A 16,016-nucleotide genomic window follows, 5' to 3' on the forward strand; every position below is an offset into this window, starting at 1 on the left:
GCTCCGGTGGCCGACACCGGTGCACACTCGATCGGCTGGATTCGGGAGCAAAGGAGGAGGGGCCGAAGCGGAGTCGGGCGAATCGGGATTTGGCGTTGGCGATTGGAATGAGTGGGCAGAAGACGCGTTCACGACAACCATGCCGAAACTAGGAAGAACAAGAACGCTGCGAGGGCGAAGGTGAACAGTAGGCCGCCACAGCCTATGGAGCTGTCGGAGCCGCTCACGTCACCGAAAAGATCGAAGTCGTCGAACAAGGGTGGAACTCACTGGCGGGGCGGATGATTTGCCGGGCTTCTTTCGGACTGGGGCCAACGTAACCGAGGCAGATTCCGGAAGCGCTGTCGGCGAGAGGTTGCACTTGGATGAACGGTCTTTTCTTGTTGCTTTGATCCGTTTGAAGCGTCGTGTCAGACCGATCGTTGCACTTTGGGTTGGGGCGAACGATCTGCCGAACAAGTCGGTGGCTTTCGTGCGGGTTTCACCACCGTCATCGCAGGTGGCAACCCAATGCTGATTGGTTAACAGCTTGGTACTTTTCGATGGTCGCCTTTTGCTTTGTGAAAGCAGCGTCGGCACACGCGTCTTTTGCGGAGCAAAAGGCGACGTTCTTAAGTGTGATTGAACTGGATCAACAGGCTGCTACTTCTCGATGTCAGGGAGCTTTGCTTCTTTCGACTGGTCTTGGACCGAATGGGGCTCGGTTGATTCGGATTCGGGTTGGTTGTTGACGCTCGTCCGTCGACATTCCGGACAAAGTGAGTCCAAGTCGCTCGGCCAATTTCCGACGGACTCGATGCGCCGCGTTGGCTCCAGGAAATGGAAGAGACGACGGCACCGCTGGCAGTTGTTGAAAGGCATGCTTTCATTTTAGCGAATGAGTGGCGGTCAGGTGTTTGTTCGATTGAGCTTTGGGGGCTATTGGATGCTCGTGTGCCCCTCTCCCCCAGCCCCTCTCCCCGAGGCGGGGCGAGGGGAGCCAGGGTGATTTTTCGGGTGTGAGGTTTGGGGCTTGGCATGGGAAGCCAGGGTGTTCTTGGCATTAAGCTCGATGTCTTTGCGGTTTTCCTGTTTTGGCGTCCGCCTGCTGAGGCGGGGCGGCGCTTCATAGCGGTTTTGGCAGGTCGTAAACGAGGATGATGGAATTGCGATGAATTCCGGGACTCGCTGAAACACCAGATGGTTGGCAGTGGGCTCGGGGAAGCAGCAGGGCTTGGCGACGGTGAATTGCGCTGCGGAACAGTTGGGGACAACGGTTCTACTAAGGTGTCGTAGATGGCCAGGCCTTACTTGGCCCTCGAGCGAAGCTCGGGCATAGTAGAACATTTGTCCTCAAATGTTTGCGTGGTTGGGAGAATCGCCGAGCAGCGTGACGCGGATGCTTGGCAGTGGGTTTAGCGAGGCAACCAGGCTTGACGACGGAAAATTGTTTTCCGTGCCCAAGAACGATGTGGAGTTTGAAGGTGCGGTGTTTTGGGAGGTGCTTTGGGGGCTACTGAAGGCTCGTGTGCCCCTCACCCCCAGCCCCTCTCCCCGAAGCGGGGCGAGGGGAGCCAGGGTGTTGTTCGGGTGTGAGGTTTGCGGCAGCTAAGTTTGCGCTGTCGCTTCGAGGGGCTATTGGATGCCGTGTACCCCTCACCCCCGACCCTCTCCCCGAAGCAGGGTGACGGGAGCCAGGGTGTTTTTTCGGGTGAGGTTTGGTCAGCGATCCGGGCCCGGTGAGGGCGGGAATGATGGAATTGCGATGAATTTTGGGCCTCAGTGCAACACCAAATGGGTGGTTTGGGTTAAGGTCCGCTGTGGGGCAGCAGCACGGTTTCGCTGAAAATTGGCTCGGGTTGTGATTCTGGGATGTGTGATTCGGGCATCTCGATGGTTTCCGCAGCCAGCGTTCAGCGACTCCTTCCGTACGAGTGAATCCATCGCGGTGATCATTGCCGCTTTCTTCCAGTCAGTTTGGGTTTGTCATGTCCAATCCCGTTCGCCGTTTCATTGGCAAGTCAAAACGTTCGGGACGCTCGAAGAAACGCAAGACTCGAGTGTCGCGCTTCGAGGCTTTGGAAGCCCGCCGCGTGCTGGCGGCTGCGGTTTGGAACAACGTGACTCAGCCGGCGGATGTCAGCGGTGAAGTGGTGCCTCATGTGAGTGCACGGGACGCGTTGTTGGTGATCAATGAACTCAACGCTCGCAACTACAGCGACATGGACGACGGCGAGTTGCCACGGCAGCTAGATGTCGAGTCACCGGGACTTTATTACGACGTCAGCTGTGACGGTCATGTCAGCGCGTTGGATGCGTTGATGGTGATCAATCATCTCAACGGCATTCGCAACGAAGGCAACGGTGTTTTTCCTTCGCTGGCGTGTTCGCCGGTGATTGCGGAGGGGACGGACTTTCATAACAGTTTGAATTCACCCTGGCTGACCCTTCCCGATGATTCTTCGGCGATCAAGGTCTATTTCCGATCGCCGGAGTTTGACCAAACGAGCCAGAACCAGATTCTGGACGCATTTGAAATTGAACTGACGGACGAGCAGGGGAACCTCGTCACGTTCCCTTATGACTCCGGACGAAACGCCGTTTTCAATTGGAGCGAGTCGTATCAGCCAACGTACGGTGACGCCGTTGAGTTGGAAGCCGCGACCAGTGAAGAAGACTCCAGCGCCACGATCAATCTCAGTGGTTTGCCGGAGGGGACCCGCGTTCAAATCACGACGCGGTTGGTGAACAACGATAGCGACGACACATCGCGAATCATCATTCGCGGTTACGAAGTTGTCGAAGCGACCGAGGACGCTCCGGTCGGCAGCTCATTCGAATCCAGATCGAACGTTGGTTCGTCGGTGGATGCGAGCCAACTGCAAGACGTCAGTGGCAGCTTTGTGGCGAGCTATGGACGCACGTCCTTGGCTGGGGATGACAACGAGCTGTTGACGGAGTTGGTCATCACGAATCGAGGCAATCAAACGGTCACCGGGCAATTGATTGTCGTGGTGGATGACCTGAGCGAATTGGATGCCGCGGCGATGCACCCCGACGGACGATTGCCAGACGGAAGGTCTTATTGGGATCTGACGTCGGAGATGGATGGCAACCCACTCGCACCGGGCGAAAGCATTCGATCGCGTCAGATTGCGTTCAAGAACGACAGTGGCAAACGTTTCTCCTATCGACTGCAAACGCTTGGCAAGTTGAATGTCGGGCCCAACGCGTTTGACTCCGTTCCGGTCAGCTCGATCGAAGCGGGCATGACCTACTCGTATTTGGCAACGGCTTCGGACCCGGAAGACCAGTCGTTGACTTACACCAAAGTCGCCGGGCCAGAGGCGATGCAGGTTGACTCAGTGACTGGCGAGGTCACTTGGGCAACCGACACGCCGGACATTGGCTCGCATCGAGTCACCTTGCGGGCGACGGATCCGTACGGATTGCATGTCGAGCAAACATTCACGCTGGAAGTGCTCGCCAGCTTGCAAAACCGCCCACCGCTTTTCACCAGCGATCCGGTGACCGATGCGATTGCTTCCAGCGGATTTGAAGTCACCACCGTCGGCGTTGGTGACTCGCCCGCCGGAGTCGCCGTCATTGATGGCTTCCGCGGTCCGCGACTCGTCACCGCCAACGCGGGCGATCAGACGATTGGTGTCTATGCCGGGCAAAATAATGACCGCTTTGACGAGGTAACCAACTATTCAACGGGGCTGCCTGCCGCCGATGGGCAATTGTTTGATGTGGGTTACAGCGTCGATATCGGGCTACCAGAGTTTCTCAGGTCGGGAGACACGAACGACGTAGATGGATTGGCGCAAGGCGATTTCAACGGTGATGGTGCAACCGACTTGGCTGTCGCGTTCAATTACTACGAGCCTGGTAGCGGCAGCGTCGGAACTTTCCAAGCAACGGTGGTGCTGAATAACGGCGATGGCTCATTCGGTTCGCCTCTCGTGCTGTACGAACGCGAACTCTACGCCTATCAAACCGACGTCGATTCGCTGAGCGTTCGCGATCTAAACGGCGATGGATTTGACGACATTATTTTCGCGGAGACGTTTGCTGAGGGTCGTCTGGTAACGGTGCTCGGTAATGGTGATGGGACGTTTGCTCCCGCGGTGGAAACGACCTTCGAGAATCACCGAATCGGAAATTTCAAGCTCGCGGATATCGACTCTGATGGTGTGCCGGATCTATTTGGTCGCACAATCACCGGGGGCAATCGCAACTATGCGATGTTCTGGAGCAAGGGTCTCGGGGATGGTTCGTTTGCCGAACCAGATGCCTTCATCGCGACGCGACACGCTGGCCCAGATGATACGCCCACACCCTATGATCTCGGTGATTTAGACGGCGATGGTGATTTGGATTTTGTCTTGTCGGGAGAATATCCAAACATCGAGGTTTACCACAACGACGGCATTGGAAACTTCACTCTAGTCGCTGAGCTGGATCCTCCCAATGCAACAGCCTATTACGGACCTGATTGGCTGAACGTGGCCGACTTCACCGGTGATGGCCACGCGGACATTCTGTACTTCCATGTCTGGACCGGGACTCCCCTGAATCTTTATGTCGGCGATGGCAGTGGAGTCGATTTCGAACACCAAGTGGGCAACGGAGTTTTTAGTCGGCTCGACAATTGGGCCACGGATCATGAGCCAGTTGACTTGGACGGTGATGGCGATCTGGATCTCGTGATGGGGCATGAACACAGCGATTGGACTTCGCCACGTGTTCTACTCAATCACGGCGACGGAACCTTCGAGGCCATCGAATATCCAATGGTTGACTTTTCAGGCGACATCAAACCATACCAAGGCAATGATATCGCCCGAGGCGCTTTGGTCGGTGACTACAACTCGGACGGTGTTTTGGACTTCTCGTACTTCACCACCGGCGCCGACTTCAACGGAGTTGGGATCCGGCTGGGGACTCGCCCCGGTGAATTCGGTGGTTCAGCGTCTGTGCCAGTCTTCGAGGGCTATACAGGAAACCTGGTGATTGGCGATTTCAATGGAGACCAGATCGTCGACTTGATGGACCTGACACTGGGAGAATCGGCGCTCGGCAATGGCAACGGGACCTATTCGGATCCGATCCCGGCGGTGAATTTCGTCAATGGCTATACCGGCTCAGTCGCAGACTTGAACTTGGATGGATTGGACGATGTAGTTTGGGCACGGGGCAATCGATACACAGTCGGCATTTCCAATGGCGATGGCACCTTTACCATCAGCGACGACCAATTGGCTGAGGGGAGCTTCTACGGCTACAACTCGCTTCTAACGCGAGACTTCAACGACGACGGCTACCCCGATTTCATCGCCAAGACCGGCGTGGAACGTCAGATCGACGTTCACTTGAATGATCCTTCTAACCCCGGAGTCTTTAGTCGGTCGTTCCGCTACGTTTTGTCGGACGGCTCGCAAGGTATCAACGTTTCCCAATGGCAGGAGTCGTTTGACGTCGCTGACTACAACGCTGATGGAATTCTTGATCTAGCGTTTGCCGAAAGAGACCTCGATACCGATTCGATTGCCTACACCATTGTCATGGCAGGCGACGGCAGTGGTGGTTTTACCGAAATCAGCCGCTCGCCTGTCCTGGATGAGGCGAGTCGCAGTGCGGCTGGCGTGGGCAATTTTTATGAGCCCGGTGACTACAACTCGGGCGATTTGGACGGCGATGGAGATATCGATCTCATCGCAGCGACATCGTATGGTCCGCGTGTCTACTTGAACGATGGTAGCGGCGCGTTTGTCTTTCATTCGTGGCTGGAAAATCCAGGAAACAACCAGCGTGGTCGTGATTCATGGCTGGTCGATTTTGACGAAGATGGCATCCTGGACTACATGGCGCTCGGTACCGGAGGCTACACACAAGTCTCAGTTCGTCTTGGCAATGGTGATGCGACATTCCAACCGCCGCAACGCATCGGCATGGTGGGTGGATCCGGTGGTGGTATCTCGCGAATGCCGTTTGCAGATGTCAACGGCGATGGGCATTTAGATTACATCCATAACGTGAACGGAGTTGGCAACTACAACTCCAGCACGACCTCCATCTACGCCGGTCGACGCGAAGATCTGGTCGATTTGTTGGCCGTTGATTTGAATGGCGATGGCAACGAAGAACTGTTCGCCGTTCAGGAACAGATGGATCGCCTGCAGATCTTTGTCGGCGACAACCTCGGCGGTCTGACCCGCATCGATGACTTGCTCACTGGTCGCGCTCCCAAGGCCGTCACGACAGCCGACCTGGACGGTGATGGTCAAATCGAACTGATCACGGCGAACCGAGCTAGCCGTGACCTGGCTGTCTTTGTCGGTGACCTCGAGTCCGGATTCACCGCGTCGAGCGTTCGTCTAGATGGAGCCCCGATCGACGTGGAAGCGGGTGACTTGGACGGCGATGGAAACGTGGATCTTGTGGCACTCGACGATCAGTCCAATGCACTGTGGGTCTTCGCGGGCGATGGAACCACGATCCTGCCTGAGCCAACTGCCATTGCACTTGGTGAAACACCATCCAGACTCACGCTGGCTGACGCGACCGGAGATGGAGTCATCGACGCGATCGTCACGCTGCCAGGTTCGCAGCGCCTCATGATTTTGCCGGGTGATGGAGTTGGTACGTTTGAGGCTCCGCTGTACGTCGACACAGACGCCGCACCCAGCGATGTTGCGGTCGTCGATCTCAATGATGACAGCAATCCTGACTTGGCGATTGCATTGCCCGACTCAAACGTGCTCAGCATTGTCTACGGACTCGGCAACAACCAGTTTGCGCGGCCACAACAGGTCTCCGTCGGGGAATCGCCCACGCGAGTGACGCTCACCGACGCGGACGAAGACGGACGCATGGATTTGGTCGTCGCGAATTCCGGCGATGGGACCGCCAGTGTTGTCTACAACCGCTTTGATCCCAACGAAGTCTACCGCTACGACAGTGACGCCATCGATCCGGATGGAGATACGATCACGTATTCGATTGAAAACGGTCCCGGTGGTCTGATCATCAACAGCGAAACAGGCGAACTGTTGTGGGCAGCTTCTCCGGATCAAGTCGGTGTTCATGACGTCACGTTGTCCGCCGATGACGGTCGCGGTGGAGTCGCCACGCAGAGTTTCAAGATCGAGGTCGAACCAGCGCGTGAAAACGCCGCTCCGATCATCGCATCGATGCCAACGACCGAGATCGGAGCCAACGAGAGTTTCACGTACCCGGTTCAAACTCTTGACAATGACAACCATCCCTTGCGATACCGGCTGATTGATGGGCCGGAGAATGCCGCGATCGATCCTGTCACGGGTGAATTGAATTGGGACGGCCGATCGCAGGGCGAAGCTTTCAATTGGGCTGCGAATGGAATTATCCGAGCCGCCGCATCGCCTTCGCTAAAACCGGAGAGCATCACGGTCGAAGGGTGGTTCAATCTGACTTTACTCAATCGTTTTAATTACTTGGTGCAGGATCAAGGGATCTACGTCGGCACCCATGAAACCGATCAGTCCATCCGAGTTGATATCTCTTTCCCAGGGCAAGGACGCTTGGTGCGTTTCTTCGTACCCATCACACCCGAGACGGACCGTTGGTATCACTTGGCGCTTACCTACGACGCCGCGACTGGCGAAGCGAAGCTGTTCGTCGATGGTGAGCTAGGAGGTTCGCAAACCATCGATCCTACGCCGCTCGATACAACACCGGGCACCACCGTCATTGGATTTCAGAACGGCAGTACTCGCGCCGACATCGACAACTATCGCATCTGGAACCGAGCCCGAACGCAAGCTGAGATCCAGGAGGGCATGACGCGGCAGTATGCGGACGATCCGGACCTGGTATTGGACTACCGATTTGAAGAGACTGATACGATCGATGTCCAAGATTACTCGATGTACGACAACCGGGGCTATCGAATCTCGTATGGGTTGACTCCGCAGCCCACTGCAGGATTGGCCGAAACGGGCTCACACGAATTCACGATTTCTGTTGAAGACGGACGCGGCGGTTACGACGAGCAAACTTTCACGCTGAATGTTTTGCCTGAACTGCGCGGTTCCATCACCGGGCAGTTGTTCGATGATTTGAATGGTGACGGCGATCGCGACGACGGAAGTGAATCGGGAGTTGCTGAGGAACCGTGGCTCGAGAATTGGCACTTGTTCATCGACACCAACGGAAATTCGTATCCCGATCCTAACGAGCCGCAAGCGACCACCGATGAAAGTGGAAGCTATTCCTTCCTTGGCCTATTGCCAGGCGAATATCCCGTGAAGGTCTCTCCGGTTGCGGGCTACCAGACGCCCACTGAATTCACCGCGACGGTCGAATCCGAGACGAAACGCGAACTCGATCCAGCCAGTGTCGAAAACTACGACTTGGCCATTGAAGCCCTTTCACTGAGCCAAATTCGTGGGCAACTCCAAACCGAAGACGGCGACGCGATCGCTTATTGGAAAGTCTTCGCCGATCTCGACGGCGACGGAACGCGCGGCGATGACGAGCCAATGGCCACGTCCGATCGCGATGGCAACTATGCGCTGAGTGGACTGGATGCGGGTACGTACAACATCAAGCCCGACGTGCCGGCCGGTTGGGTCGACTCGGCGGGCCGCGATGGCTTGGACGTTGTGCTTGCAGCGGACGCGATTGCGACCGACAACGATTTCGTACTCGAACCCACAAACACATCAGTCACGGGCGGCGTGCACTTCGTCACCATGCCAGCGACCGAGGTGGAGGCTCGCCAAACGTTCCGCTACGCGGCAGTAGCGATGGGAATCAGCGAATCGGCGATCAACTACGATCTGTCGTTGGCACCGGAAGGCATGACCGTTGATCCGAACACAGGCCTGACCGCTTGGCGACCTGCGATCGATCAAGTCGGCGAGCACTTGGTGGTACTGCGTGCCACTGACGAGTCAGGCTCGATCTCGCTACACGACTTCTACCTCAACGTCACCGCCCCCAACACGGCGCCGGTGATCGTCGAGCAGCAGTCCTCTGCTGCTCAGCGTTCAATCGCCTACGTCGATCACGATTACTCCTACTACGTGATCGCCCAAGACGCTGAATCAACCGCACTTACATTCGCACTCGGCACTGCTCCCTCCGGTGCAACCATTGATCCATCGACGGGACGCATCGATTGGACTCCCGCTGCCGGTGATGTCGGCACCCATAGTTTCACCGTGGAGGTCACTGACGAGGCCGGCGCGACCACGTCGGCAACTTGGACGGTCGAGGTCCAAAACACATCGCCTGGCGTATTGCCACTGGATGTCACTTTGCCGCGTTCCACCGCGGCCGTCACGACCGATTACTTCAGCCGCATCTCCGCACGAGACGCGATAGGTCGCCCGGTAACGTGGTCACTGACGTCCGGCCCGTCCGGGATGACCGTCGTGTCGGAAGGAACCATCGAGTGGACGCCATCCAACTCGCAACTGGGTGAGCAATCCGTTGAGCTTGAGGCGACGACTGCCGACGGTGAAACGGAAACGGTGAGCTTCACGATCGAAGTCCTCGGTCGACTCCAAAACGCAGTGCCCGTCATCCAATCGCAGCCAAACCTTTCCACCACCATCGGCCAAACCTTCCAGTACGACGTGCAAGTCGATGATGCGGATGGAGACATCCACGCATTCACGTTGCTCGAAAGCCCGATCGGAATGAGTGTTCATCCGTCGTTGGGTTATATCGTTTGGAATCCTGCAGCGGATCAACTGGGCGAACACGATGTGTTGCTGCAGGTCAGTGATCCGTCCGGCGCGACCGTCGAGCAGTCCTTCACGCTGACGGTCAGTCGCTTTGGTGGTCCGCCTCGTATCACCAGCGTGCCGCCGACCGAAGCCTACGTCGGCAGCGGATTTCTGTACTCGGTGCAATCCGTTGATCGGGAAGGCGATCCGCTCACCTACTCCTTGCTCACCGCACCCGCCGGCATGACCATCGTCGAGAACACCGGCGAGATTTCTTGGACACCAGCGGCCGGCCAAGTCGGTACGCAAGACGTCGTCATTCAAGTCAGCGATGGCATCGGCGGCGCGGCAACGCAGGCCTTCGTCGTCAACGTCAACGCGGGTGCCGCCAACTTGCCTCCGGCCATCAACTCCGTCGCCCCGCGATTCGGTGCGGTAGGAACGGACTTCAACTACACGCTCAGCGCGTCCGATCCGGAAGGAACCACCATCACCTATTCGCTCGGCCAAGGACCCGCGGGCATGTCGGTTGACGCTGCGACCGGACAAGTCATCTGGCTTCCAGCCGCTGGCGACGAAGGCAAACACATCGTGACCTTCATTGCCACGGACGCGGGCGGCGGCACGGCGATTGAGTCCTTTGAGTTGGATGTGCTGGCGCAGAATACGGCTCCGAGTATCACTAGCACGGCTCCAACTGAATCCACGGCAGGTGCGTTGTTCACCTATCAAGTACTCGCCAGCGACGCCGACCTCGACGCTTTGACGTTTGAACTAACCGAAGCACCTGAAGGCGCGGTGATCGATGGCTTCGGACGCATCGAATGGCCAACGGAACTCGGCGAAGAGGGCACTTACTCGTTCGAAGTCACCGCTGCCGATCCGCGTGGCGGCGAAGTCATGCAAAGCTTCGACCTGGAGCTTGTGGCTGACACCGAAGGCCCCGCAGTGAGCCTGATTGAGCGACCGAACGACGCAAGCCGCAACGTGCAGCCTTGGCAGGGTCCATTCGTTGTCTACGCGCGGGCCATCGACAATGTCGAAGTCGCTTCGCTGACACTGACCGCTAACGGCCAGGATATTCCACTCGATGCAGCGGGCACGGCCACGTTCACGTTTGAAGATTGGACCTTCCAAACCATCAATGCCACCGCCACCGCGATCGACACCAGCGGCAACGTGACGACGAAGTCCATCACCTTCAACTATGACATTCCCGAGGGGTGGTCGGGCGTCGGCGGTGATGAAATTCCAACCGCCATCATCACCAACCCAGCCGACGCCGATTCCGTGACCGGGATGGTGTCAATCTCCGGCACCGCCGCACACGAAGACTTTGACATCTACCGCTTGTCCTATCGCCGAGTCGATGAAACGACGTACACCGAGTTCCACACTAGCCGCACTGCCGTTGAAAACGGTGAGCTGGGAGTCTGGGACACGAGTCTTCTACTCAATGACGAATACGTGATTCGGTTAGAAGTCGCCACCAGCGAAGGCATCGCCAACGTGGTCGAGCGCTACGTGGGCTTGGCGGGTGAGTTGAAGCTTGGCAACTTCCAGCTCAGTTTCACCGACATGGTGATCCCGGTGGCTGGCATTCCGATTGAGATCACACGCATTTACGACACGCTGCAAGCTGATCGCGAAGGCGACTTCGGGTACGGATGGCGACTCGAGTATCGCAACACGGACTTGCGAGTCGGCTTGCCCAAGAGCGGTCTCGAAGACATCGGCATTTACAGTGCGTTGCGTCCGGGCGTGAAGGTGTATCTCAATGTTCCCGGGCAAGGCCGCCAAGGCTTCACGTTCAATCCCGACATCCGCGTGCTCCCTGGCTGGGGCGGCAACAACCTAGTCCTCGCCCGGCCCAAATTCACTCCTGACCCAGGAGTCACCAGCACCCTCTCCACCGGCACCAGCGCCTACCTCCACGTCAACGAACTCGGCGAACTCCACGCCCCCGGCCGAATCCCCTACAACCCCGCCTCCCCCGACTTCGGCGGCGCTTATGTACTCACCACCCGAGAAGGGATTACCTATCGTGTAAACGGCGCTTCGGGCGAACTTGTGAGTGCAACAGACAGAAATGGTCAGTCGATTACGTTCTCAAGTTCTGGAGTAAGCAGCACGCTATCGGAATCGACGATAGCAATTTCTCGGGATACTCAGGGCAGGATTCGAGCAATAACCGATCCTCTCGGACATTCTGTTCGATACTCGTACTCCACTCTCGGTGATTTGGTGAGTGTCGAAGATCGCGTGGGGAATTTAACTCGGTTTCACTACGCCGACGAGCAACCTCACTACTTGGAATCCGTCATCGACCCACTCGGCCGCATGCCTGTTCGAGCGGAGTACGGTGAGGATGGCAGGCTCGAAGAAATGGTGAATCTCAATGGGAGCTCGGTTCGGGTGCAGTACGACCCCGGCAATTCCCTGGAAGTGATTGAAGATCCCAATGGCAATGAGACGTTTGTTGAGTACAACTCGTTTGGCAAAGTTGTCTCTTTGACGAACGCGCTTGCTGAGCGGCAGAGCTACGTGTATGACGGCAACGGTTTCTTAACCTCCAGCACAAATGCGTTGGGACAACGCTCAACTTTCGCGAACGATGCGGATGGTTGGTTGATCTCGGCGACGGATCCACTTGGGGCGACCACTCAGTACTCGCGTGACCAAACTGGCGATATAACTGCAATCGTTTCTCCCTCCGGGCAAAGTACGACTTTCGAGTATGACACTAGCGGGAATCTATTGGCTGAATCAGGTCTAGATGGATCGTTTGTACGCTATGAATACAATGCGGCAGGCCACTTGGTTGGAAAGACTGATCAAGCGGGCGTCCGGACTTCGATAAAGCCGAATCAAAGTGGATTGCCTATCGAAACTCGCTATGCGAACGGCGCTGTGGAACATCGGCGTTACGATGCGAATGGCAACCTAACGGAATCGTCGGTCGAGTTCGAAGGCGTCATCTTGTCATCTACAGTCTACGAGTACGACGACGCTGGCAAGATGGTCGCAACCGAATTCGCGGACGGCACTAGTGCTTCGTCGGAATACAATGCCATCGGAGAGATTTCAAGTCAGGTAGATCGCTTAGGTCGCGTTAGCGAACGGCATGAGTCGTCTGACGGGGCCACGATAACAACAGTCTTCGCTGGAGAAACGGTCCAGGAGTCGGTGACGTCAGAAACGCAGACGGTAACACAGGTTTACGGGGGCGTGACGCAAACCGTCGAACTGGATGCCCTCGGGCGCCCAAGTGGCGTTGTGCAAGCCAACGTTGAGTCCGAAGTTGGCAGTGCCATCTCGATTCAATATGACGCAGTAGGCAGAGTGATCGGGTTGGAAGGAGATCGGAGCAGTCAATCTGTCTACGATGCTGCAGGGCGAGAAATCAATACAACTGTTGATGGCGTCGTTATTGAGCGAGACTATGACAGCGATGGGCAACTTGCCAGAGAGACAGTCGAGGGACAGACAACGCACTACGAGTACGACGGGGCGGGCAACGTTACTGAGATTGCGTATTCCTCCGGTTTGATTGAAGGATTCGAATACGATAGTCGCGAAAATCTAATCACCTACCGACAGAATGGCGACGTCATCCGCCGGTATCAATACGATGAAATCGGTCGACTTCAGGCTGTGATTGATAGGAATCAGAGTGAGACTACCTACGCCTACGATGGTCTTAGTCGTTTACTTGAAGTGACTCACAACGGTCGAATGGTTCGTCGATACGGCTATGACTTGGCAGGTAACCGCACGTTGATCGAACGCGAAGACGGCTCCTCTATCGTCCGAGCTTACGATGAGGCCAATCGTATCACGCAAGAAACGAATCCAGATGGCAGTGTATTAACTTACGGGTACGACGAGTTCGATAGGGTGGTGTCGAGATCTACTGACGAAGGCGTCGCGCGGTTCTCGTATGATGAGGCCGGCTATCTGGAAACCTATTCGAACAGTGACACGGACATTACGGTTGCACGTGACGAGCAAGGTCGCGAGACGCGAATTACCCAAGAGGAAAGGTTCGTCGGATATGAGTACGACCCGAGTGGTCGGCTGCAAATTGTTGAGACGCCTGCGGGAAGGCGTTCGTATGAATACGATTCAGCAGGACTGTTATCGGCTGTTACCGACCCTTTTGGCAACAAGACGAGCTACCTTTACGATGCCGAACAGCGAGTCACAGAGGTCACGAGACCGGACGGCACGATTGAGAAACTCTCGTATACTCCGGACTCAGATGTACAGTCCGTCGTGCTGCTGCGAGCCGATTCCGAAGTCGAATTTAGCTGGGAGTATTCCTACGATAGCTTTGGAAGGCTGAGTGCCATCAGCACTTCGGATGGAGCACAACGCACGTTTCACTATTCCGAAGACGGATTTCTAATCGCAGAGCGAACCCTCGATGCATCCAGCATGCATGAGATTGTTTACGAATACGATTCGTTCGGAAATCGAACTCGTATGGTCGATTCAAACTTGGGGGAAAAGGTTTACGAATACAATTCGGCTGGCCAGTTGGTTCGCGAGACCTCTGAGGGCGAAGAGGTCCGGTACAGTTACGACGTGAATGGGAATTTGATCTCAAAAAGCGGCGTGGAAGAAACTGTAACTTATGAGTGGGACGTCTCAGGTCGAATAACGAGCATGACGAAGGTCGATAGCGAAGGCACCAAGTTGACAGAGTATATCTACGACGCCTTCGGGAAAAGGACCGCCGTAATACGTGATGGAGTCGCGACCTACACCATTTACGAAACGATAGACGGTGTTGCTCGCTCGCTTGAGGAATTGAATGAAGAAGGCGAGGTAGTTCGGTCATACACCTATGGCAACGAATTGACTTCGATCTTTGACGCGGAGTCATCGAGCTTCCCCATAATCGGAGGCCGTGGAGATGCAGTCGCATATTCTGGCGAAGGTGGTTTCAGACTGGCGGCGACAACCGACGCCTTCGGACGAGTTTTGGACCCGGCTGCCAGTGTCGGTGATTTCGTGATCTATCGTGGTAAATTTTTGGACCAAGACCTCCAGATGTACCCGATGGGTGCAAGAAATTACGACGCGAACTCTGGCCGATTTGTGTCACGCGATCCGCTCGAGGGTGAGCCTGGTGAGCCCATTTCGTATGCGTCCTATTCCTACGCCCTCAACGATCCAGTGAACAATGTCGATCCAACTGGCTTGACTTCACTTATGGAGCAGCTTGTCACAAACGTTCTCAAAAATCGGCTTTTCCAAGTCGGAGTTGCACAATTCTTAGTCGGTGCTGTGCTGCGTCACAAGTTTGGTTCAACAACATGGTCAGGCCCCACGTTAAATGTTGAGTCCCAATACACTGGCGATTTTAGCCTCGGCTATTCGCAATTCACGAGTGAGACGCGATTGACCACCGATGGGTATCAAACAGCAGACGTTGGGGTCATCACACTTTCGAAGGAAATCTTTGGGAAGGATATTTCGCCTGGAAAGCAAAGGAACAATGCCAAAGCGGAGCGTCTCAAGAAGAGAGCCGACAGCATAAAATCGCGGAAGGGTTCGAGTGCTAAACGGCAAAGTTTTAGAGCGAAAAAACAAAGTTTGCTTGCACAAGTGGAGTCTTTGCAAGGCAATGGATTGTTCGTTTCAAAGATTAGCTTTACGCTGGGGGATGCAGAAGTTTATTCGCCTGGACTATTCGGTCTCTCCTTTGGAAGTTTCGTCGGGACGTTCACTTCTGCCGGTGCTGGATTCGACGCGTCAGCAGGTAGCGGAAGCGTGAGCGTCGACGCGAGCTATGGTGGATCCGTGGTGAACTACGGTTTCTCGGCGGGGTATTCCATTCCGGACTCGTCGTACGGATTGTCTGCGGCGTCAAAGCGGGGACAGGGAGTCGCAGACGCGGGCTTCTCATTTGGGATTTCAGTTGGTGTTAGCATCCCCTTCGAAATTGGTCGTTACCCGGCTCCAAAACCGAGTGCGTAGTTGAACAACTCGAAGTTGTAGGAATTGCAGAGGCTTGGTGTCATCGGTTGCCAGACCATTTGGCCGGTGAACAAATGGCGTAGGACATCAAGCGGGTACTCTCGTCCGTCTGATTCGTTGCGGATCACGCCGCCAATCATTGTCAGTCGGTTGGCCGCTCGTTCGCCTGCGGCCATCCCTTTTTTTATAATCCAGTTCTTGCGTCCCGATGTAACTGCCCTCCGGGTGTAAGAGGGGGCGAGTGATCCCAACGCAGTGGTGCGTTCTGCTGCGGTTGTGGTGGTCGGCGGCCTTGTTTCTACCCTTGTTCGCAAGACGATGGAGACCGGCGAA

The 16,016-nt window shown here is 56.0% G+C and carries 2 protein-coding genes; one reads left to right on the forward strand and one right to left on the reverse strand.

The genetic code is table 11. The annotated features are described in order from the left end of the window. Positions 1-1,967: 1,967 nt before the first annotated feature. On the forward strand, positions 1,968-15,683 hold the full coding sequence (locus tag LOC70_RS22960; RefSeq protein WP_230256392.1) for an FG-GAP-like repeat-containing protein: 13,716 nt from the start codon (positions 1,968-1,970) through the stop codon (positions 15,681-15,683). On the opposite strand, the gene LOC70_RS22965 is transcribed toward LOC70_RS22960, so the two are convergent. Continuing rightward, complete coding sequence (locus LOC70_RS22965) at positions 15,656-15,859, reverse strand: hypothetical protein (RefSeq protein WP_230256393.1); 204 nt, start codon at positions 15,857-15,859, stop codon at positions 15,656-15,658. The two genes, LOC70_RS22960 and LOC70_RS22965, sit on opposite strands and share 28 nt — an antisense overlap. Between the last annotated feature and the right edge of the window lie 157 nt (positions 15,860-16,016).

This window comes from Rhodopirellula halodulae (assembly GCF_020966775.1).
GTDB classification, from domain to species: Bacteria; Planctomycetota; Planctomycetia; order Pirellulales; family Pirellulaceae; genus Rhodopirellula; species Rhodopirellula halodulae.